This is a genomic window from Nocardioides sp. P86 (assembly GCF_023712465.1).
Lineage (GTDB): Bacteria > Actinomycetota > Actinomycetes > Propionibacteriales > Nocardioidaceae > Nocardioides > Nocardioides kribbensis.
In genome coordinates this window covers 423,463-444,239 of record NZ_JAMAYE010000002.1, presented here as the reverse complement: position 1 = coordinate 444,239, position 20,777 = coordinate 423,463, and the positions used below count along the sequence as shown (strand labels likewise).

General features: G+C 73.1%; 18 protein-coding genes and 1 tRNA gene. 14 read left to right on the top strand and 5 right to left on the bottom strand.

What is annotated here, in order from left to right:
• Positions 1 to 101 precede the first annotated feature (101 nt).
• A complete protein-coding gene (locus tag M3673_RS09630; RefSeq protein WP_251533236.1) occupies positions 102 to 1,046 on the top strand; it encodes an alpha/beta fold hydrolase in 945 nt (314 codons plus the stop codon).
• A gap of 112 nt (positions 1,047 to 1,158) precedes the next feature.
• Here M3673_RS09630 and aceE read toward each other — a convergent pair whose 3' ends face one another.
• Positions 1,159 to 3,984, bottom strand: a complete 2,826-nt coding sequence (gene aceE, locus M3673_RS09625; RefSeq protein WP_193660998.1) for a pyruvate dehydrogenase (acetyl-transferring), homodimeric type — start codon at positions 3,982 to 3,984, stop codon at positions 1,159 to 1,161.
• Between the two features lie 209 nt (positions 3,985 to 4,193).
• Here aceE and M3673_RS09620 point away from each other — a divergent pair, with 209 nt between their 5' ends.
• The 4 genes from M3673_RS09620 to M3673_RS09605 all read left to right on the top strand — a co-directional run bounded on the left by M3673_RS09620 (position 4,194) and on the right by M3673_RS09605 (position 7,654).
• The gene (locus tag M3673_RS09620) at positions 4,194 to 4,667 is read left to right on the top strand and encodes a DUF3052 domain-containing protein (protein WP_082500250.1); all 474 of its coding nucleotides are present in this window, start codon (positions 4,194 to 4,196) and stop codon (positions 4,665 to 4,667) included.
• A gap of 167 nt (positions 4,668 to 4,834) precedes the next feature.
• Positions 4,835 to 6,451 (top strand): AMP-binding protein, encoded by a 1,617-nt coding sequence (locus M3673_RS09615; protein WP_251533234.1) that lies wholly within the window; start codon positions 4,835 to 4,837, stop codon positions 6,449 to 6,451.
• On the top strand, positions 6,448 to 6,954 hold the full coding sequence (locus M3673_RS09610) for a peroxiredoxin (RefSeq protein WP_251533227.1): 507 nt from the start codon (positions 6,448 to 6,450) through the stop codon (positions 6,952 to 6,954). Before M3673_RS09615 ends, M3673_RS09610 begins: the two co-directional genes overlap by 4 nt.
• Before the next feature lie 64 nt (positions 6,955 to 7,018).
• On the top strand, positions 7,019 to 7,654 hold the full coding sequence (locus M3673_RS09605) for an isochorismatase family protein (RefSeq protein ID WP_193660996.1): 636 nt from the start codon (positions 7,019 to 7,021) through the stop codon (positions 7,652 to 7,654).
• Positions 7,655 to 7,665: 11 nt separating this feature from the next.
• Here M3673_RS09605 and M3673_RS09600 read toward each other — a convergent pair.
• Positions 7,666 to 7,740 (bottom strand) — tRNA-Val (locus M3673_RS09600).
• A gap of 185 nt (positions 7,741 to 7,925) precedes the next feature.
• Here M3673_RS09600 and M3673_RS09595 point away from each other — a divergent pair.
• The 9 genes from M3673_RS09595 (at position 7,926) to M3673_RS09555 (ending at position 17,732) form a co-directional block, all read left to right on the top strand.
• Complete coding sequence (locus M3673_RS09595) at positions 7,926 to 8,189, top strand: hypothetical protein (protein WP_056864256.1); 264 nt, start codon at positions 7,926 to 7,928, stop codon at positions 8,187 to 8,189.
• Complete coding sequence (locus tag M3673_RS09590; RefSeq protein WP_193660995.1) at positions 8,189 to 9,574, top strand: DUF4331 domain-containing protein; 1,386 nt, start codon at positions 8,189 to 8,191, stop codon at positions 9,572 to 9,574. Before M3673_RS09595 ends, M3673_RS09590 begins: the two co-directional genes overlap by 1 nt.
• A complete protein-coding gene (locus M3673_RS09585; protein WP_251533225.1) occupies positions 9,571 to 9,972 on the top strand; it encodes a hypothetical protein in 402 nt (133 codons plus the stop codon). Before M3673_RS09590 ends, M3673_RS09585 begins: the two co-directional genes overlap by 4 nt.
• A 193-nt stretch (positions 9,973 to 10,165) precedes the next feature.
• Positions 10,166 to 12,493 (top strand): HAD-IB family hydrolase, encoded by a 2,328-nt coding sequence (locus tag M3673_RS09580; protein WP_251533224.1) that lies wholly within the window; start codon positions 10,166 to 10,168, stop codon positions 12,491 to 12,493.
• Positions 12,493 to 13,719: a zinc-binding dehydrogenase gene (locus M3673_RS09575; protein WP_193661546.1), complete on the top strand. Its 1,227-nt coding sequence runs from the start codon at positions 12,493 to 12,495 to the stop codon at positions 13,717 to 13,719. Before M3673_RS09580 ends, M3673_RS09575 begins: the two co-directional genes overlap by 1 nt.
• A complete protein-coding gene (locus M3673_RS09570) occupies positions 13,719 to 15,302 on the top strand; it encodes a lactate racemase domain-containing protein (protein WP_251533222.1) in 1,584 nt (527 codons plus the stop codon). Before M3673_RS09575 ends, M3673_RS09570 begins: the two co-directional genes overlap by 1 nt.
• A gap of 23 nt (positions 15,303 to 15,325) precedes the next feature.
• Complete coding sequence (locus tag M3673_RS09565; protein ID WP_251533221.1) at positions 15,326 to 16,255, top strand: lysophospholipid acyltransferase family protein; 930 nt, start codon at positions 15,326 to 15,328, stop codon at positions 16,253 to 16,255.
• A gap of 169 nt (positions 16,256 to 16,424) precedes the next feature.
• Positions 16,425 to 16,820 carry a hypothetical protein gene (locus M3673_RS09560; RefSeq protein ID WP_193660990.1) on the top strand — a complete coding sequence of 132 codons (396 nt, stop codon included), beginning with the start codon at positions 16,425 to 16,427 and terminating at the stop codon, positions 16,818 to 16,820.
• A 33-nt stretch (positions 16,821 to 16,853) separates the two neighbouring features.
• Positions 16,854 to 17,732 carry a serine/threonine-protein kinase gene (locus M3673_RS09555; RefSeq protein ID WP_193660989.1) on the top strand — a complete coding sequence of 293 codons (879 nt, stop codon included), beginning with the start codon at positions 16,854 to 16,856 and terminating at the stop codon, positions 17,730 to 17,732.
• 132 nt (positions 17,733 to 17,864) lie between these two features.
• Here the strand turns inward: M3673_RS09555 and M3673_RS09550 are convergent, their stop codons facing one another.
• The 3 genes from M3673_RS09550 to M3673_RS09540 are packed head-to-tail and all read right to left on the bottom strand — an operon-like array spanning position 17,865 to position 20,570.
• Complete coding sequence (locus M3673_RS09550; RefSeq protein WP_056864264.1) at positions 17,865 to 18,542, bottom strand: response regulator transcription factor; 678 nt, start codon at positions 18,540 to 18,542, stop codon at positions 17,865 to 17,867.
• Positions 18,527 to 20,155: a cell wall metabolism sensor histidine kinase WalK gene (locus tag M3673_RS09545; RefSeq protein ID WP_193660988.1), complete on the bottom strand. Its 1,629-nt coding sequence runs from the start codon at positions 20,153 to 20,155 to the stop codon at positions 18,527 to 18,529. The genes M3673_RS09550 and M3673_RS09545 overlap by 16 nt, the downstream gene beginning before the upstream one ends.
• A complete protein-coding gene (locus M3673_RS09540) occupies positions 20,142 to 20,570 on the bottom strand; it encodes a hypothetical protein (protein WP_193660987.1) in 429 nt (142 codons plus the stop codon). The genes M3673_RS09545 and M3673_RS09540 overlap by 14 nt, the downstream gene beginning before the upstream one ends.
• Positions 20,571 to 20,777: the final 207 nt, after the last annotated feature.

Sequence of the window (20,777 nt, the reverse complement as noted above, 5' to 3'; positions counted from 1 at the left end):
CCGCGCAGGTGAAATCAGCGGCGGGCCGGGCGGTTGTGCTGCGTGGGCCGCGGGGCGTCTGGTTGAATCCCGCACAACGTCGCAGCCCCGGGAGGTCCCGCGTGACGGCACCGCACCACGAGGTCCAGCACCTCACCATCCACGGCCACCGCCGCGCCTTCGTCAAGGTCGGCACCGGGCCGGTGGTCCTGCTGCTGCACGGTCTGGGCTGCGACCACACCACGTGGTCGCCGGTCATCGACACCCTGGCCGAGCGCTACACCGTGCTGGCGCCCGACCTGCTGGGTCACGGCGCATCCGACAAGCCGCGCGCCGACTACTCCGTGGGTGGCTACGCCAACGGCATGCGCGACCTGCTCACGGTGCTGGGCATCGACAAGGTGACGGTGGTCGGCCACAGCTTCGGCGGCGGCGTGGCGATGCAGTTCGCCTACCAGTTCCCCGAGCGCACCGAGCGGATGATGCTGGTCGCCTCCGGGGGGCTCGGGCCCGAGGTCTCGCCGGCGATCCGCGCGATCACGACGCCCGGCTTCCACCAGCTGATGGGCGTGCTCACGCTGCCCGGCGTGCGCCACGTGGGCGTCGCCGGCATGCGCACCCTGGCCGCGGCGCCGCTGCCCGGCACGAGCGACCTCGCCGAGGTCGCCGACATCTACGACTCCTTCAAGGATCCCCGCGCCCGGGCCGCGATCCGCCAGGTCGTGCGCGCGGTCGTCGACTGGCGCGGCCAGCTCGTCACGATGGCCGACCGGGCCTACCTCACCGAGGCCATGCCGATGAGCGTGGTCTGGGGCAGCCACGACCGGGTGATCCCGGTCAGCCACGCCGACAACGCCGCGTCGCTGGCGCCCAAGGCCAGCGTGGAGGTGATCGCGGGGGCGGGGCACTTCCCCCACAAGGACCACCCCGAGCGGTTCGCCGCGATCCTCGACGACTTCGTGCGCACGACCCGGCCCGCGGTCTACAGCCGGGCGCGGTGGCGACGGCTGCTCGCCAACGGCCCCGCCGCACCGGTCAGCCCGGTGCACGCGGTCGCCACGGCCTGAGGCCGCGCCGGGCGCGGTGGCGCGTGCCGGGCCCGGAGCGGTGCCGACGCCGCGAGGGGCGTGCGGGCCGAGGCCCGCACGCCCCTCGCGTGCCGTGCTGGTGCGGTGACGCTCAGGCGTCGCCGCCCTCCTGCTTGCGTCCGGCGACCGCGGTCGGGTCGTCGATGCGGTACTGCGCGAAGGCCTTCTCGACCTGTGCCGGGTCGATCTCGCCCGCGTCGGCCAGGGCCTGCAGCGTGCGCACCACCACCGACTCGGCGTCGATGTTGAAGAAGCGGCGCGCGGCGGGCCGGGTGTCGGCGAAGCCGAACCCGTCGGCACCGAGCACGCAGTAGTCGCCGGGCACCCAGCGCGCGATCTGCAGCGGCACCGCGGCCATGAAGTCCGAGACGGCCAGGAACGGGCCCTGCGACCCGGCCAGCTTGTCGGCGACGTACGCCGTGCGCTGCGGCTCGCCGGGGTGCATGAGGTTCCACTGCTCGGAGGCGACGGCGTCGCGGGCCAGCTCGTTCCACGACGTGACCGACCACGTGTCGGCCACGACCCCCCAGTCCTCGCGCAGGATCCGCGCGGCCTCCTGGGCCCACGGGAAGCCGACGCCGGAGGCGAGCAGCTGCACGCGGGGTCCGTCGCCCTCGCCGGTGGACACCTTGTGGATGCCCTTGAGGATGCCCTCGACGTCGACGTCCTCGGGCTCGGCCGGCTGCGGGACCGGCTCGTTGTAGACGGTGAGGTAGTAGATGACGTTCTCGCCGTCGGGGTGCTCCTCGGTGGAGCCGTACATCTGCTCCAGCCCGGTCTGCATGATGTGGCTGATCTCGTAGGCGAACGCCGGGTCGTAGTGCTTGATCGCCGGGTTGGTGGTGGCGAGCAGCGGCGAGTGGCCGTCGGCGTGCTGCAAGCCCTCGCCGGTCAGCGTGGTGCGACCGGCCGTGGCGCCGATGAGGAAGCCCCGGGCGAGCTGGTCGGCCATGGCCCAGATCGAGTCGCCGGTGCGCTGGAAGCCGAACATCGAGTAGAAGATGTAGAACGGGATCATGTGCTCGCCGTGCGTGGAGTAGGCCGAGCCCGCTGCGGTGGCCGAGGCCATGGCGCCGGCCTCCGAGATGCCCTCGTGGAGCATCTGGCCCTGCGTCGACTCCTTGTAGGAGAGCAACAACTTGCGGTCGACCGACTCGTAGCGCTGGCCGCCCGGGTTGTAGACCTTGGCGCTGGGGAACATCGCGTCCATGCCGAAGGTGCGGTACTCGTCGGGGGCGATCGGCACGAGGCGCTTGCCGATCTCGGGGTCCTTCATCCAGTCCTTGAGCAGGCGGACGACGGCCATGGTCGAGGCCACCGAGTTCTTGCCCGAGCCCTTCTTGAGGTCGGCGTAGACCTTGTCGGCCGGCAGCGTCAGGGGCTTGGCCCGCAGCACACGGCGCGGCACCGAGCCGCCGAGCTGGCGACGGCGCTCCATCATGTAGTCGATCTCGGGGGACTTCTCGCCGGGGTGGAAGAACGGCGCGGCGCCGGTCTCCTCGTAGGACCGCTCGAGGTCGCGGTCGGAGATCGGCAGGTAGAGCCGGTCGCGGAACTTCTTGAGGTCCTCGGGGGTCAGCTTCTTCATCTGGTGCGTGGCGTTCTTGCCCTCGAGGGCGTCGATCGTCCAGCCCTTGATGGTCTTGGCCAGGATCACGGTGGGCTGGCCCACGTGCTTCTTGGCGGCGTCGAACGCGGCGTAGACCTTGCGGTAGTCGTGGCCGCCGCGCGGCAGCTTCTGGATCTGCTGGTCGCTCATGTGCTCGACCATGGCCCGCAGGCGCGGGTCGCCGCCGAAGAAGCTCTCGCGGACGTAGCCGCCGTCCTCGACCGAGTAGGTCTGGAAGTCGCCGTCGGGGGTGGCGTTCATCTTGTTGACCAGCACACCGTCGACGTCGCGGGCCAGCAGCTGGTCCCACTCGCGGCCCCAGACGACCTTGATGACGTTCCAGCCGGCGCCGCGGAAGTTGGCCTCGAGCTCCTGGATGATCTTGCCGTTGCCGGTGACCGGGCCGTCGAGCTGCTGGAGGTTGCAGTTGATGACCCAGGTGAGGTTGTCGAGCTCCTCGCGGGCCGCGACGCGGATCGCGCCCAGCGACTCGGGCTCGGCCATCTCGCCGTCGCCGAGGAAGGCCCACACGTGCTGGTTGTCGGTGTCCTTGATGCCGCGGTTCTGCAGGTAGCGGTTGAAGCGCGCCTGGTAGATCGAGTTGATGCCGGTCAGACCCATCGAGACCGTCGGGAACTCCCAGAAGTCCGGCATGAGGCGCGGGTGCGGGTAGGAGGGCAGGCCCTGGCCCGTGCCGTGCTGCACCTCCTGGCGGAAGCGGTAGAGCTGCTGCTCGCTGAGCCGGCCCTCGAGGTAGGCACGTGAGTAGATGCCGGGGGAGGCGTGGCCCTGGATGTAGATCTGGTCGCCGCCGCCGGGGGCGTCCTTGCCCTGGAAGAAGTGGTTGAAGCCGACCTCGTAGAGGCTCGCCGAGGACTGGTAGGTGGCGATGTGGCCGCCGACCTCCAGGCCCTTGCGGTTGGCGCTGGAGACCATCACCGCGGCGTTCCACCGGATGAAGGCGCGGATGCGCCGCTCGGCCTCCTCGTCGCCGGGGAACCAGGGCTCGCGCTCCGGCGGGATGGTGTTGATGTAGTCGGTGCTGCGCAGGGCGGGCACGCCGACGTTCATCTCCCGGGCGCGCTCCAGCAGCCGGAGCATGACGTAGCGCGCGCGCTCGCGACCGCGCTCGTCGACCATGGAGTCGAAGGAGTCGATCCAGTCGTGGGTCTCGTCCGGATCGATGTCGGGCAGCTGGGTGGGCAGGCCCTCGTGGATCACGGCGCGGGCCGAGCCCGCACGTGCGGTGCCCGCGGTGGCGGGACCGGTCGAGGAGGTGCCGGACGGGGTGGATGAGTCATCGGTCACTCGCTCATCGTGGCACGCCGTCCCGACCGGCGAAATCTACCCGCGAGTACGCCGGAAAAGGGTTCGCTGAGCGTCACGGGACGTCCGTTGACCGGACCGCCGGCGTCCTCACCCTGGTCACTGGCTTGCGCGCGGGCCCGCACTCCGCTGGACTACTCCTCATCCGTGGCCGGACCGACGGCCCCGGAGCCCACAGACTGGAGGACTCAGTGAGCTCGACCGCGGGTGGCGGGTCCACCCAGACAGGCCCCACGACCGGGACCACGACCGACGACGGCACCACTGCCGACACTCCGGCGGCACGGCTCGGCTTCAGCGCGGGCATGGTCATCCAGGAGCTCGGCTGGGACAACGACACCGACGACGACCTCCGGGTCTCCATCGAGGACACCATCGACGCCGACATGGTCGACGGCGACCACGGCAACGTGGTCGACGCCGTCGTGCTGTGGTGGCGCGCCGACGACGGCGACCTCGTCGACGGGCTCGTCGACTCCCTCACCGACCTGGTCGGCGGCGGCTCCATCTGGCTGCTCACGCCGAAGGTCGGACGACCGGGCTCGGTCGACGCCGCCGACATCGCCGAGGCCGCGCCCATCGCGGGCCTGGCCCAGACCACGACCGCCGCGGTGAGCAAGGACTGGGCCGCGACGCGCCTGGTCGCGCCGAAGACCCCCGCCTGAGCGGGCCGCCGGCCACCCCCGGCTTCCCGCACGACCGAGTCGTCCTGGTGGGTGAACCGGCGGCGCGCGACGCGTCGTACGGTCCGCTCACCGGGGCGGCACCGCCCCGACCGGCTCCCGCGGCCGGATGCCCAGGTCGCCTGTGGACGGCCAGACAGGAACGCCCCGTGCTCCAGAAGATCATGACCGGTGTCTCCTCGGCCGGCATGTCGGTGAAGGTCCTCGGTCGTGCCGGGGTCATCAAGCCCTACTCGCCTGTGGTGCTGGCCCGGCTGGCCAGGACGCTCACGCAGTGGGGCCCGGGGCCCGCGGGGGGCTTCGCCTCGCTGGCGATCCGCGACCCCCACGCGACCGGGCTGGTCGACGAGATCGGCTCCCTGACGTGGGAGCAGCTGCACCGTCGCTCCAACGCCCTCGCGCGAGCGCTGGCCGACCTGGGCGTGGGCGAGGGCGACGGCGTCGCGATCATGTGCCGCAACCACCGCTACTTCCTCGACGCCAGCATCGCCGTCGCCAAGCTCGGCGGTGACGCGATCTACCTCAACACCGCCTTCGCCGGACCGCAGCTCGTGGAGGTCCTGGAGCGCGACCGGCCCACCGTGCTGGTCCACGACGAGGAGTTCGCCGAGATGGTCGCGGCGGCCGACGTCGCCCACACCGTGCTGGCCTGGACCGAGCAGGGCTCCGAGCCCGGGCAGCCGACCGTGGAGTCCCTCGTCGCGGCCCACGACGACGGCGACCTCTCGGCCCCCGAGCGCCACGGCCGCACGATCATCCTGACCTCCGGCACCACCGGCACGCCCAAGGGCGCTCCGCGCAGCGAGGCCGGCGTCGACGCCGCGGTCGCGCTGCTCTCGGGCATCCCGCTGAAGCAGGGCTGGCGCACCCACGTCGCCGCGCCCCTCTTCCACACGTGGGGCTTCGCCCACATGGCCCTGGCCATGCTGCTCGGCTCCACCCTCGTGCTCACCCGCCGCTTCGACCCCGAGGCCAGCCTCGAGCTGCTCGCGGCCGAGGAGTGCGACTCCTTCGTGGTCATCCCGGTCATGCTGCAGCGCATCCTCGCCCTGCCCGAGGAGGTGCTCGAGCGCCACGACCTGACCCGCCTCGAGGTCGTCGCCTCGTCGGGCTCGGCGCTGCCCGGCGACCTGGCGGTGACGTGGATGGACCGCTTCGGCGACAACCTCTACAGCACCTACGGCTCCACGGAGGTCGCCTACGCCTCCATCGCCGGCCCGCGCGACCTGCGCGCGGCCCCGTCGTCGGCCGGCCACCCGCCGTACGCCACGGTCGTGAAGATCCTCGACGAGCAGGGCCGCGAGCTGCCCGCCGGCGAGGCCGGGCGGATCTTCGTGGGCAACGGGCTGCTCTTCGAGGGCTACACCGGCGGCGGTCACAAGGAGGTCGTCGACGGGCTGATGTCGACCGGCGACGTGGGGCGCTTCGGCGAGGACGGCCGGCTCTACGTCGAGGGCCGTGACGACGAGATGATCGTCTCCGGCGGCGAGAACGTCTTCCCCAAGGAGGTCGAGGACTGCCTGGCCCGCCACGAGCACGTGGTCGAGGCGGCGGCCGTCGGGGTCGACGACGACGACTTCGGCAAGCGGCTCAAGGCCTTCGTGGTGGTCGACGACTCCTCGGTCAGCGAGGACGACCTGAAGGGCTGGGTGAAGCAGAACCTGGCCCGCTACAAGGTGCCGCGCGAGATCGTGCTGCTCGACGAGCTGCCGCGCAACTCCACCGGCAAGGTCCTCAAGCGCGACCTGGCGAAGCGGGACGCATGAGCGCGACCGCGGTGTCGGCGTCCCCGTCGGCGGGTGGGGCCCCGGGTCTGCGGCTCGGGGGCCCGGCGCCCGACTTCACGCTGCGCGACCAGTTCGGCCAGGACGTCACGCTGTCGTCCTACCGCGGCACCAAGGCGGTGGCCATCCTCTTCTACCCCTTCGCCTTCTCCGGGGTGTGCACCGGCGAGATGGCCGGGGTGCGCGACCGGCTCGCGGAGTTCATGACCTTCGACAGCGAGGTCCTCGCGATCTCCTGCGATCCGACCTTCGCCCTGCGAGCCTTCGCCGACGCCGACGGGCTGAACTTCCCCCTGCTCTCCGACTTCTGGCCCCACGGCGAGGTCACGCGGGCCTACGACGTCTTCGACGAGCGCAAGGGCTGCCCCCGCCGCTCCTCCTACGTCGTCGACAAGGAGGGCCTGGTGCGGTGGGCGGTGCACAACGCCAACCCCGAGGGCCGCGACCTCGACGAGCACGTGCGCCAGCTGCAGGCCCTGGCCTGAGCGGTCCCGCCGTGGCGCGGTGGGGGAGGCTGGGGGTCCACCCCCGCTGCACCGAGGAGAGACCATGACCCACCCGCGCCGCGCCCTCGTCGTCGTCGACGTCCAGCAGGAGTACTTCGAGGGAGTGCTCGCGATCCAGGCCCCCGACCGCGACCGCACCCTCGCCCAGGTGCTCGCGGCCCTCGACACGGCCGCGGAGGCCGACCTGCCGGTCGTCGTGGTGCAGCACGAGCTGCCCGAGGGCGCGCCGGTCTTCGCCGTGGGCAGTCGGAGCTGGTCGCTGCACCCGGAGGTCGAGCGCCGGCTCGACCCGTCGTGGCTGCGCGCCACCAAGGACAAGGCGAGCGTCTTCGCCGGCACCGACGTGGCCGGCTGGCTGGCCGAGCGCGACGTCGACACCGTGACGATCGTCGGCTACATGACCAACAACTGCGACCTCGCCACCGCCGTCGGCGCCGAGGAGCTCGGCCTCACGGCCGAGGTCCTCTCCGACGCCACGGGCGCCATCCACCTGGCCAACGAGGCCGGCGAGGTCTCGGCCGAGCAGCTGCACGCCACCGTGATGGTGCTGCTGCACTCCAACCTCGCGGCCGTGGCCACGACGGGCGACTGGGCCGCGGCCGTCGCCGCGGGGGAGGCCCTGCCCGTCAGCGACCTCGGCACGTCGGCCACGCGGGGTCGCGCGGTCTTCGGCGGCTGACCGGGCCGGGCTGGTGGGCGCAGAGGGGATCGAACCCCCGACCTGCTCGTTGTAAGCGAGCTGCTCTACCGCTGAGCTATACGCCCCCGCGCCCCGGTCGCACCGAGGCGGGCACAGACTAGACGAGACCGTCGCAGGGCGGTCGACGCCCTCCGGACCAGACCAGTCGGAAACCGGGTCCGATCCGGGCCCATCCGCCACGGCCAGGGCTCCGAACACGTAGTGGCCTGCCTCACACGAGGCGACTGGATCCCTATGGAGGGGCTTTCGCATGAGCGACACCAGCAGAAGGAAGTTCATCGCCGCGGCCGGAGCCGGCACCGCGGCGACCGCCGTGGCCGGCGGCGTGACCCTGGCGACCGGCGGCAGCGCCGCTGCCGCCCGCCCGCGTCCGGGCACCGCGAAGGAGGCCGTCGTGGCCTACGTCGAGAACCACCGCTCCGACCGCCTGACGATCCTCGTCGGCGAGCGCGAGATCGAGGTGCGCGACCGCGACCTCGTGACCCGCATCCTCAACGCAGCAGGAGGCAACTGATGTCGTCGCACCGCGAAGCACCGGAGATCGCCAAGGACCCCGCGGCCGACGGCACCGACACCTACGCGTTCGTGAGCCCGGAGAACCCGAACAAGGTCATCCTGATCGCGAACTTCATCCCGCTGCAGCAGCCCAACGGTGGCCCGAACTTCTACGAGTTCGCCGATGACGTGCAGTACGAGATCCACGTCTCGAACAAGGGCACGTCGGAGCCCGACATCACCTACCAGTTCCGCTTCCGGACCCAGGTGCGCAACCCCAAGACGTTCCTCTACAACACCGGCCAGATCACCAACATCTCCGACGAGGCCTGGAACCGCCCGCAGTTCTACACCGTGATGAAGGTGCAGGGCGGCCGCAAGCAGGTCATCGGGCGCAACCTGCCCGTGCCCCCGGTCAACGTGGGCCCGCGCAGCACGCCCAACTACGGCGACCTGGCCGACCAGGCCACCCACCGCCTCGGCAACGGCCGCAAGGTCTTCGCGGGCCAGCGCGCCGACGCCTTCCACGTCGACCTGGGCAGCATCTTCGACCTCGGTGCCCTGCGCCCCTTCAACGAGGCGCACGTCATCTCCATGCCGGAGATGAACGGCGTCAACTCGGTGCAGTCCTACAACGTGCACACCATCGCGCTGCAGGTGAACATCACCGAGCTGACCCGTGACGGCTCCAAGCCCGACGACGTGATGGACCCCAAGTCCGTCATCGGCGTGTGGGCCACCGCCAGCCGCCGCAAGTCGCGGATGTGGAACGCCAACCAGGGCAAGTACACCGGCATGGGCCCGTGGCAGCAGGTCTCGCGCCTGGGCAACCCGCTGTTCAACGAGGTCATCGTCCCGATGGCCGAGAAGGACAACTGGAACGCCAGCCCGGTCACCGCCGACAAGCGCTTCGCCAAGTACGTCGCCAAGCCCGAGCTGCAGGGTCTGCTCCCGGCGCTCTACCCGGGGGTCTTCCCGAACCTGGCGGCCTACGACAAGCCGCGCGCCGACCTCGACGCGATCCTGCTGACCGGCATCCCCGAGGGTGTCGTGCCCGGCTTCCAGAACTACACCGGGCCGGTCAAGGCCGACATGCTGCGCCTCAACGTGGCGGTGCCCCCGACGGCTCCGGCCGACGAGAACCCGATCGGCCTCGTGGCCGGCGACGCCGCGGGCTTCCCCAACGGCCGCCGCCTCGGCGACGACGTGGTGGCCATCGAGCTGCGGGCCGTGGCCGGTGCCACGATCCCGCTGGTCGACCCGTCCTACGAGCCCGACGCGGCCGCCGGTGCCCTCACCGACGGCACCAGCAACACCAACGCGCCGCTGCTCGACCGGTTCCCGTTCCTGGGCCTGCCCGGCGGCGGCTACCAGACCGAGCCCGGCACCACGCAGGCCTCGTGACCACCCCCGCGTCGGTCGAGAACCCGCACGCCGGGCAGGGCTCGGTCCTGCTCGACATCGGGGGTGACGTCGGGGCCCTGGTGGTCACCATGCCGGCGTCGATGCTCGACGTGGAGGTGGAGATCAAGCCGGTCGGCGCCGACTTCGACGAGCCGGCCGACCACCCGCACGACCACGGCCACGGCCACGGCCACGGCCACGGCCACGGCCACGGGAGGCACCCGCACGTCGCGGTCGTCGCCCGTCCGGTGCCCGGCGGGGGCTCGGTGCCCTCGCTGGTCTACCCCGACCTCGTCGGGGGCTCCTACGGCCTCTACGTGAAGGACACGACCGACATCGTCCTGACCGTCGAGGTCCCCGGGGGGTCCGTCGCCACCGCGGAGTGGCCCGGAGCCTGAGCGCTCCTGCGCGACCACGGCGCCCGTGCGGGCGCGAGCACGACGTACGACGGCCGTCCCGGTCCACCCGGGGCGGCCGTCGTCGCGTGCCCCCACGGTGTGGACCCCGGCCGACGGGTGTCGGTGGGACGGGGCACAATCGGCCCCGCACCCACCACAGACCAGCACGGCGAGCGGCGACGGAGGACGCAGCGTGGCAGCAACCGGATCCGGGCCGGGCGTCGCCGAGCGCCTCGCCGGCCGTCACGTCCTGCTGACGGGGGTCACCGGCTTCGTCGGCGAGGCCCTGCTGCGGCTGCTGCTGGTCGAGGTGCCCGACGTCCGGGTCAGCGTGCTCGTGCGCCCCAAGGGCTCGACGTCCGCGGCCGCGAGGGTCGCGACGCTGCTGGGCAAGCCGGTCTTCGCCCCGGCGGTGGAGGTCGCCGGCGGGGTGGAGCCCCTGCTGGCCGCGCGCGTCGGCGTCGTGGCCGGCGACCTCTCCGACGTGCCCGCGCTGCCCGACGACCTCGACGCGGTCGTCCACTGCGCGGGCGACGTGTCCTTCGACCCGCCGGTCGACGCGGCCTTCACCACCAACGTCGTCGGCACGCGCGACCTGCTCGCCCGGCTGCGCGAGGCCGAGGAGCGCGGCGACGGCCGTGCCGTGCACTACGTCCACGTCTCCACCGCCTACGTCTCCGGGCGGCGCAGCGGCACGGTGCCCGAGGGACCGGTGGCCCACGACGTCGACCTCGAGGCCGAGCTGGCGTGGGGGCTGGCCCAGCGCGGAGAGCTCGAGCGGCGCTCGCGCGACGCCGACCGGCTCGAGGCCCAGCGGCGGCGCGCCGAGCGCGAGCACGGGCGCGCGGGGCTGCTCACGGCGGCCGCGGCCAGCGAGGCCGCGCGACGGCAGTGGGTCAAGGACGAGCTGGTCCGCGTGGGCAGCGAGCGGGCCCGCAGCCTGGGCTGGACCGACTGCTACACCTTCACCAAGGCCCTCGGCGAGCGTGTCGTGGAGCAGCACGCCCGCACCCACCCGGTGTCGGTGGTGCGCCCCAGCATCATCGAGTCGGCGCTCGCCAGCCCCCACCCGGGCTGGATCGAGGGCTTCAAGATGGCCGAGCCGCTGATCCTCGCCTACGGGCGAGGAGAGCTCCCGGAGTTCCCCGCCGCGGCCGACACCATCGTCGACATCGTGCCGGTCGACCACGTGGTCGCGACCCTGGTCGCGGTGCTGGCGCACCCGCCGGTCGCGGGCGAGCCGGCCTGGTTCCACGTCTCCTCGGGCCACCGCAACCCGCTCACCTTCCGCCGGCTCTACGAGCACGTGCGTGCCTACTTCGACGCCCACCCCTTCCAGGCGGGGTCGCGGGGCGCGAGCCCGCTGCCCGACTGGCGCTTCCCCGGGGCCTCGGCGGTCGAGCGGCTGCTGACCACCAGCGAGCGCGCCCACCGCGTCGCGGAGTCGGTCGTGGGCCGCGCCCCGCGCAGCGACCGCACCCGCGACCTGGCCCGCCGGCTGGAGCAGCAGAAGCAGCGCCTGGAGTTCCTGCGGCGCTACCTCGACCTCTACCAGGAGTACGCCCAGGCCGACCTGCGCTTCTCCGACGAGCGCACCACCGCGCTGCGCCTCTCGCTGTCGGCGGCCGACCAGGAGCGGTTCGCCTTCGACACCGCCGCCGTCGACTGGCGGGTCTACGTCGAGCAGATCCACTGCCCGGCGGTGACGGCGCCGATCCGACGCCTCGACGAGATCCGTGCCCGGCGCGCCCGGTCCACCCCGGCGCGCGCCGGCGGGCTGCGCCCCGTGCCGGCGGCGGAGGGCGCGGGCGCCCCGGGGGTCGCGGCGTTCTTCGACATGGACGGCACGCTGCTGTCCTCCAACGTGGTCGAGACCTACCTGTGGATGCGCCTGCAGGAGCTCTCGGCCGGTGAGCGCGCCGGGGAGCTGGGCCGGGTGCTGGGCCGGGTGCCCGGGCTGCTGCGCGCCGAGCGACGCCAGCGCGGGGACTTCCTGCGCGCGGTCTACCGCGACTACGAGGGCGCCGACCGCGCCGCCCTCGACCGGGTCGCCGACGAGCTGCTCACCGACCACGTGCTGGCCCGGCTCTCGCCCGAGGCGGCGCGCCGGATCCGCGAGCACCGTCGAGCGGGTCACCGCACGGTCCTCATCACCGGGGCCGTGCGTCCGCTCACCCGCCCGCTCGCGCCGCTCTTCGACCACGTCGAGGCCGTCGACCTCGTGGTCGACGACCGGGGCCGCTGCACCGGCCACCTCGTGTCCTCCCCGCTGGTGGGGGAGTCGCGCGCCGCCTTCATGCAGGCGTGGGCCGCCGAGCACGACGTCGACCTGACGGCCTCCTACGCCTACGCCGACTCCCACTCCGACCTGCCGCTGCTGGCCGCCGTCGGCAACCCGGTCGCCGTGCGGCCCGACGTCCCGCTCTACCGCCAGGCGCGTCGTCAGGGCTGGAGCATCGTCGACTGGGCCAGCCCCGCCGCGGCCGGTCGCTCGCTCAACCCCGCGGGAGGCCGCCGGTGATGCTCGCGCTGGAGATGTTCCGCTCGCTGCCGCGCCACGTGGCCGGCCGTGCCGTCGGCGGTCGCGTGCCCGGACTGCTGTCGGGCTTCGCCGCCCCGCTGCGACTGGTCACCCGCGAGGCACCGCGCGTGGACCGCCCCGGCTGGGCTCGGCTGCGCACCCGCGTCTCGGGCATCTGCGGCTCCGACCTCGGCGCGCTCTCGGGGCGCACGAGCCTCTACTTCTCCGCGGTGTCCTCGCTGCCCTTCGTGCCCGGCCACGAGGTCGTCGCCGAGCTCCTCGACGACTGCGAGGACCTGCCCGCCGGCACGCGCGTGGTGCTCGACCCGGTCCTGGCCTGCGCCACCCGGGGCGTCGAGCCGTGCGAGGCCTGCCGGGTGGGTGCGACCAACCGCTGCTCGCGCATCACCGTCGGCCACCTCGCGCCCGGGCTGCAGACCGGCTTCTGCCGCGACACCGGCGGCGGCTGGGGCCAGCAGCTGGTGGCCCACCGCAGCCAGCTGCACCCCGTGGCCGAGGGTCTCGACGACCACCAGGCACTGCTCCTCGAGCCGTTGGCCTGCGCGGTCCACACGGCGCTGCGCGCCGGCGTGTCCTCGGGCGACCGGGTGCTGGTCAGCGGCGCCGGCGCGGTCGGGCTCTTCGCCACGCTCGCCCTGCGCGAGCTCACGCCCGCCGGGCACGTCACGGTCGTGGCCAAGCACCCCCACCAGCGCGAGCTGGCCCTGGCGCTGGGAGCCACCGACGTGGTCGCGCCCCGCGAGGTGCTGCGCCGGGTGCGGCGTACGACGGGGGCCTTCCAGGTCAGCCCGCAGCTGCACGCGCCCTACCTGCTCGGCGGCGTCGACGTGGCGATCGACGCGGTCGGCTCCCGCGGCTCGCTCGAGACGGCGCTGCAGGCCACCCGCGCCGGCGGGCGGGTCGTGCTCTCGGGCATGCCCGCCGCGGCCGACCTGTCGGCGGCGTGGTTCCGCGAGCTGGAGCTGGTCGGCACCTACGCCTCGGCCGCCCGCGAGCCCCTGCACGGTGCCGAGGGCGGTGCGCGGGCCGGCCGCGCGGCGTTCGACCTCGCCGCCGACCTCGCCGCCCACGACGCCGTCGCCCGCATCGCCGGGTCGGTCGCGACCTACCCGCTCCACCGCTGGCGAGAAGCTCTCGACCACGCCCACGCCGCCGGCCGTCTCGGCACGGTCAAGGTGGCCTTCGACCCGAGGAGAACCGACTAGTGCCCCGTCCCGGATTCGTCCTGGAGGTCGACGACCGCACGCCTCCGCTCCTCGTGCACGAGGGCCTCGGCTTCCGGCTCGAGGACTTCCCGCAGGGCACGCGCGTGGTCTACCCGCCCGAGTCGCTGCCGGCCGTGCGCGACGTCGAGGCCGCGATCACCGACGCCCTGCTCCACCCGCTGGGCTCCGACCCGCTGCCCGAGCGCCTCTTCCCGGGCATGCGGCTGACCATCGCCTTCGACGACGTCTCGCTGCCGCTGCCCCCGATGCGCGCCCCCGACATCCGCCAGCGGGTGATCGAGCAGGTGCTCACCCTGGCCGCGGAGGCCGGCGTCGACGACGTCGAGATCATCGCCGCCAACGCCCTGCACCGCCGGATGACGACGGCGGAGCTGCGCCACATCGTCGGTGAGCGCGTCTTCCGCTCCTTCCATCCCCAGGGCAAGCTCTACAACTTCGACGCCGAGGACCGCGACAACCTCACCCACCTCGGCACCACCGACGAGGGCGAGGACATCGAGATCAGCAAGCGGGCCGCGGAGTCCGACCTGCTGGTCTACGTCAACGTCAACCTCGTGGCCATGGACGGAGGGCACAAGTCGGTCGGCATCGGCCTGGCCTCCTACCGCTCGCTGCGCCACCACCACAACCCGCGCACGATGGTGCACTCGCGCTCCTTCATGGACCACAAGAAGTCGGCGATGCACCACTCGGCGTGGCGCATCGGGCGGGTGATCAAGGAGCACGTGGCGGTCTTCCAGATCGAGACCACGCTCGACAACCAGGTCTTCCCGGCGCCCTTCGACTTCCTCATGAAGCGTGAGTGGGAGTGGTCGCTGCGCGACCAGGCCTCGATGCTCGCGGCCCGCCGCGGCCTGGCGCTCGCCCCCGCGAAGCTGCGGCACAAGATCTTCCACGACCTGCGTGCGCCGTACGGCCTGACCGGCATCGCCGCCGGCGAGGTCGAGGAGGTCCACGAGCAGACCCTGGAGCGCGTGCACCGCCAGCAGCTGGTGGAGGTCGACGGAGCCTCCGACGTGCTCGTGCTCGGGGTGCCGTTCCTGGGCCCCTACAACGTCGGCAGCTCGATGAACCCCGTGCTCGCCACGTGCATGGGGCTGGGCTACTACTTCAACTCCTACCGCAACCACCCGGTGGTCCGCCGCGGCGGGGCGGTCATCCTCTACCACCCCCTCGACGAGGGCTTCAACCAGCTGCACCACCCCTCCTACGTCGACTTCTACGAGGAGGTGCTCTCCGAGACGACCGACCCCGTGGTGCTCTCGGAGAAGTACGAGCGGCAGTTCGCCGAGGACGACTGGTACCGCCACCTCTACCGCACCTCCCACGCCTACCACGGCGTCCACCCGTTCTACATGTGGTACTGGGCGGCGCACGCGATGGACCACGTCGGCGACGTCGTGTGGGTCGGTGGCGACCGCCGGGTCGCCGCGCGGCTGGGCTTCCGCGCCGCGTCGACGCTGGCCGACGCCCTCGAGATGGTGTCGGGCTCGGTGGGCTCGAGCCCGTCGATCACCTACCTCCACAACCCGCCCCACCTCGTCGCCGACGTGCGGGTCTGAGCAGCGAGGCGAGGGAGACAGCGATGGATTTCGTCAGCGAGGGTGTCGACGACGTGCGCCGCACGGCGCGCGGCTGGCGCTGGGGGAGGCGGGCGCAGGTGCCGCGCTCGGCCGAGCCCTACGTGCCCGCGGCGCGCCCGCGGGTGTTCCCCTCCGACTGGTCGCGCCGGCCCTCGGCCGTGGCCGCCCGCGAGGTGGCGCAGCGCGGCGGGCTTGAGCCGCTCTTCCGCAGCCAGGTGCGCACCCGCGTGGAGGGCCTCGACGTGCTCGAGCGGGTCGAGGGCCCGGTGATCTTCGTGGCCAACCACGCCTCACACCTCGACACCCCGCTCATCCTGCTCTCGCTGCCCGACGCGTGGCGGCGGCGCACGGCGGTGGCCGCCGCGGCCGACTACTTCTTCGACACCTGGTGGCGCGCCGTGGGCTCCTCACTGCTGTTCAACACCTTCCCGATCGACCGGCGCGGCGGCACCCTCACCGCGACGCCCGGCGAGGTGCTGGCCGACGGCTGGAGCCTGGTCATCTACCCCGAGGGCACCCGGTCGACCGACGGCTGGATGTCGGGCTTCCGGATGGGCGCGGCCTGGCTGGCCCACGAGCACGGCGTGCCCGTCGTGCCGGTGGCCCACCGCGGCACCTTCGCAGCGATGCCGCGCGGCCAGGGGTGGCCCGGTCGCGGACGGCGCCAGCTGACCGTGCGCTTCGGCGAGCCGCTGCGACCGCGCGAGGGCGAGTCGGTGCGCGACTTCGCGCCGAGGGTGCGCGACGCCGTGGCCGCGCTGCTCGACGAGGAGACCACCACCTGGTGGGAGGCCCGGGGGCGTGCCGCCCGCGGCGAGACCCCCGACCCCTCGGGCCCCGCGGTGGCCACCTGGCGGCGGGTGTGGGCCCAGACCGACTCCCCGCCGACCGAGCCGACCTCGTCGCGACGCCTGGCCGTCTGGCGGCGCTGACCCGGCGCTGACCCGGCGCCGACCCGCGGCTGCAGGGTGCGCCTCACCCCTGCGGCCCGTCGTGGATGAGAGTGCCCTCATCCGAGCCTCATGGCGGCCTCACCCCCGGCCGTCAGAGTCTTCCTCATCACCCGCCGGACCATCCGGCGGACCCACGAGAGGAAGCACCATGAAGAAGATCGCCACGATCGGCTCGCTCACCCTGGCCTCCGCCCTCACCGGCGGCCTGCTGGCGTTCCAGGCCCCGATCGCCAACGCCGACGACGCCTTCGCCAAGCGTGACGAGGACACCGCCGACGTCGTGATGAGCGTCGACGACGACGATGACGACGACACGGGCAACCGCGACGACGACACCAACGGCGACAACACCGGCGGCACCAACACCGGCGCCAGCAAGTCGACCAACGACGGCACCAACAGCAACTTCACCAAGGCCAGCCGCGACCGCGACGTCTCGCGCAGCGACAAGACCAAGGACTTCACGCGCGACGGCGGCGACCGCACCCGCGACTTCTCCGCCAACCAGACCAACGACGCCTCGCGCAACGACACCCGCGGCTGACGGTCCGGGCACGCGGACGACGGAGGGGACGAGATGAGCAAGCCGAGCACCTGGGGCCTGGGCGAGGGCGACCCGATCACCCGCGAGCTGACCGCGATGCGGCTGCTCGGGGGCGGGTCGTCCTACGAGGCCTACCTGGCCTTCGACGAGATCACCTACGCCCCGGTGGTGGTGAAGATCGTCCGGCCGGCCAAGGTCGAGGACCGCTCGAGCATCCGCGGCCTGCGCCGTGAGATCGAGGCGCTGGCCGTCGTCAACCACCCCGCCGTCGTCCGCGGCCTGCGCCACGAGCTGGAGGGGGAGCGGCCCCACCTGGTGCTCGAGCACCTCGACGGGCCCCGCCTGTCCTCACTCGTACGCCGCTACGGCCCGCTCCAGCCGCAGCAGTACCTCCCGCTCGGCATCGAGGTCGCCTCGGCGCTGCACTACCTGCGCCACCTCGGCTGGACCCACCTCGACGTGAAGCCGAGCAACATCATCATGGGCGCACCCGCGCGCCTGATCGACCTCTCGGTGGCGCGCCCGCTGGCCGCGGCCGAGACCCTCGACCACGTCATCGGCACCGACGCCTACCTCGCCCCCGAGCAGGCCGACCCGCCCCGCACCGGCACCCCCGGACACGCCAGCGACGTCTGGGGGTTGGCCGCGACCCTCTTCGAGGCGGTGGCGGGCTACCGCGCCTTCGACGACGGCGACCTGACCTCCGACGACGTGCGGGTGCGCTACCCGCAGGTGTCCCAGGACCCCTACCGGCTCCCCGACGCCGTGCCCGCCGACGTGGCCAAGATCGTCTACGCCGGTCTCGAGAAGCGGCCCGAGGACCGTCCGCTGCCCCACGAGGTGGCCGAGGCCCTCGAGCCGGTGCTCGCCGCCCAGCCGCGGGCCCGGCTCGCGGGCTGGAAGGTGCGCTGAGACGCGGCGTACCCGCCCCGTCCGCACCACGCTCCGCACGATCCTCCGCCAGTCCCCCCTCCACCGCGCCGCGGCGGGAGGCCCCTGTCCCCGGGCCCCCCGCCGCGGTTCTCGTCGTGGGGGCGGGCGGGCTCAGGGCACGAAGCGGTAGCCCATGCCCCGGACGGTCTCGATCGTGGGGGCGCCGAACTTCTTGCGCAGGTAGCCGACGTAGACGTCGACCACGTTGGAGCCGGGGTCGAAGTCGAAGCCCCACACGTGGTCGAGCAGCTGCTCGCGCGAGAGCACCTGGCCGGCGTTGAGCATGAAGATCTCGGCGAGGGTGAACTCGCGCGCCGAGAGGTCGACCTGGCGTCCGTCGACGGTGGCGCGGCGCGTGCGCACGTCGAGCGCCACCCCGCCGGCCTCGACCACGTCGCCCGAGCGGCCCCCGCCGCCCTCGTTGCCGGGGGCCTGGCGCAGGCGCAGCCGGATGCGCGCCTGGAGCTCGGCGAAGCGGAAGGGCTTGGGCATGTAGTCGTCGGCGCCGTTCTCCAGCGCGGTCACGGTGTCGCCCACCGAGTCGCGCGCGGTGAGCACGATGACCGGCATCCGCGATCCCTGGGAGCGCAGCTGGTCGAGCACCTCGAAGCCGTCCATGCCGGGCAGGCCGATGTCGAGCACCATGAGCTCGTAGTCGCCGCTCAGGGCGTGGTCGAGCCCGCCGGGGCCGTCGCCCACGACGGTCGCCTGGTGGCCGTCGGCCTTGAGACCCTTCGCCACGAACGACGCGATGCGCGCCTCGTCCTCGACGATCAGGATGCGGGCCACGAGTCCTCCTGGAGGGCCCTCACGGGCCGCGTGTCGGTGTCGGTGCTGGTGCTGGTGCTGGTGACGGTGGTGGTGCGGGTGGTGCCGTCGGGCCCGGTCACGGCCCGCAGGGCGGGCAGCGTCCGGGTGGCGGTGACGTCGGGTGCGCCGTGGGAGCGCGAGGGCAGCACGAGGGTGAAGCGCGCGCCGTGCGGCTCGGCGTCGTCGAGCTCGACGCGTCCGCCGTGGCCCTCCGCGATGGCGGCCACGATCGACAGGCCCAGCCCGAAGCCCTCGTCGCCCTCGGGCACGGCGCTGCGCCCGAAGCGGGTGAAGACCAGCTCGCGGTCGCCGGCGGGCACGCCGGGCCCGGTGTCGCGCACCCACAGCCGCACGTCGCGCCCGTCGTACGACGAGCCCAGCGCGACCTCCGCGCCCGGGCGGGTGTGCTTGACCGCGTTGTCGGCCAGCTGGAGCACCGCCTGGGTGACGCGCTGCTCGTCGAGGTCGACCTCGACCTCGGCCGCGGCGTCGAGGCGCCAGGCACGCTCACCGAGGGCACTGGCCTTGGACAGCAGGTCCTCGGTGAGCCGGCCGAGCTGGACCGGGCCGGTGGTGACGAAGTCGGGCCGGTCGCTCTTGGCCAGCAGGATGAGCTCCCCGACGAGGCGCGCCATGCGGTCGACCTCGTCGAGCAGCAGGCCCTTGGTCTCCTCGACGTCCTCGCGGGAGCCGACGTCGAGGAGCTCGAGGTGGCCGCGGAGCACGGTGAGCGGCGTCTTGAGCTCGTGGCCGGCGTCGTCGAGGAAGCGTCGCTGGCCGGCGAAGGAGTCCTCGAGCCGGTCGAGCATGCCGTTGACGGTGAGGGTGAGCGCGGTGATGTCGTCGTTGCCGCGCACGGGCACGCGCCGCGACAGGTCGGTGTCGCCGATCTCCTCGGCGGTCAGCCGCAGGGTGCGCAACGGCGCCAGCAGCCGGCCCGACTGCCAGAAGGCGAAGGCGATGACCGCGAGCAGCGACAGCAGCGCCACGATGCCGTAGGTGCGCATGGTGTCGAGCAGCTCGGCGCGGTCCTCGTCGAGGTAGACCACGACGACCAGGGCGCCGGTCGAGGGCCCGCTGGCGTCGGGGGCCACCGCGTCGGAGCCGGCCAGCGTGATCGGCTGGGAGGCGATGAGCACCTCGCCCTGCGCGGTGTCGAGGGTGGTCGACCCGCCGCCGGTGACCAGGGGAGCGGTGGCCGCGCGGAAGCCGGGGTCGTAGACCAGGTCGTCCTCGGGGAAGCTCACCTTGGGGCCGTCGCCGATCCAGCCCACCAGCAGCTCGTCGTCGTCGGGGACGTTGCGGCCCATGAAGAGGTCGATGAGCGGGCGGATCGCGGGGAAGGCCTCACCGGTCTCGGGGTCGCGGCCGTCGGCGACGAGCCGGGCGAACTCGTCGAGCTCCTGGTCGACCTCCTCGGCCGACTGCCGGTCGAGGCGCTGGCTCTCGATGGCGTAGACGATGAAGCCGGCGCCCGTCAGCGCGAGCGCGACGAGCAGGGCCACGGTGGCGGTGATGCGCACCCGCACCGAGACGCCCGACCGGCGTGGTCGGGCGTCGGTCGCGGTGCGGGGCGCGTCAGTCGTCGTCATCCCCGCCGTCGTCGTCCCCGTCGTCCCCGTCGTCCCCGTCGTCCCCGCCGTCATCGGTGTCGTCGTCCCCGTCGTCGTCCCCGTCGTCACCGCTGCCGGGGCCGCTGTCGTCGTCGACCTCGCCGGGTCGTGGCGCGACCACGTCGACGCCACCGGAGTCGTCCCCGCGCTCGTCGGAGTCGTCGTCGCGGTCGTCCGACCGGTCGTCGGAGCGCTCGTCGTCGGACCGCTCTCCGCCGCGGTCGTCGCCGGCGGCGCGGGCGGGGTCGGTGTCGGGCGAGGCCGCCGGGGAGATCACGACCGGGTCGCGGGGAGCCGGGCCGTCACTGGAGTTGGCGGCCAGGGAGCCCGCGACGTAGCCGCCCACGGGCAGCAGCAGCGCCAGGGCGACGACGACCTTCCACACGATGTTCATGACGAGGACGATCCTGCCTCATCGTGGGTCGGGCGTGAGACCGCGATGAGAGGGTTCTCATCCTCACCACCCCGGCCACCACCCCCGTCCACCACCCCGGCGCCTTGCTGCCGGCACGACCACCGGGCGCGGGGGAGCGACCGCTCGTCGCGCTCGGCGCGTCGGGCCAGCGGCGAGGCAACCTGGTCTCACTAGAGTGGCCCGCGT

Excerpts from the sequence above, each read along its gene's own strand:
- M3673_RS09575 (WP_193661546.1), top strand. The coding sequence starts at position 12,493 with ATGCTCGCGCTGGAGATGTTCCGCTCGCTGCCGCGCCACGTGGCCGGC.
- M3673_RS09540 (WP_193660987.1), bottom strand. The coding sequence starts at position 20,570 with ATGAACATCGTGTGGAAGGTCGTCGTCGCCCTGGCGCTGCTGCTGCCC.
- M3673_RS09610 (WP_251533227.1), top strand. The coding sequence starts at position 6,448 with ATGAGCGCGACCGCGGTGTCGGCGTCCCCGTCGGCGGGTGGGGCCCCG.
- M3673_RS09545 (WP_193660988.1), bottom strand. The coding sequence starts at position 20,155 with ATGACGACGACTGACGCGCCCCGCACCGCGACCGACGCCCGACCACGC.
- M3673_RS09555 (WP_193660989.1), top strand. The coding sequence starts at position 16,854 with ATGAGCAAGCCGAGCACCTGGGGCCTGGGCGAGGGCGACCCGATCACC.
- M3673_RS09565 (WP_251533221.1), top strand. The coding sequence starts at position 15,326 with ATGGATTTCGTCAGCGAGGGTGTCGACGACGTGCGCCGCACGGCGCGC.
- M3673_RS09560 (WP_193660990.1), top strand. The coding sequence starts at position 16,425 with ATGAAGAAGATCGCCACGATCGGCTCGCTCACCCTGGCCTCCGCCCTC.
- M3673_RS09590 (WP_193660995.1), top strand. The coding sequence starts at position 8,189 with ATGTCGTCGCACCGCGAAGCACCGGAGATCGCCAAGGACCCCGCGGCC.
- M3673_RS09595 (WP_056864256.1), top strand. The coding sequence starts at position 7,926 with ATGAGCGACACCAGCAGAAGGAAGTTCATCGCCGCGGCCGGAGCCGGC.
- M3673_RS09605 (WP_193660996.1), top strand. The coding sequence starts at position 7,019 with ATGACCCACCCGCGCCGCGCCCTCGTCGTCGTCGACGTCCAGCAGGAG.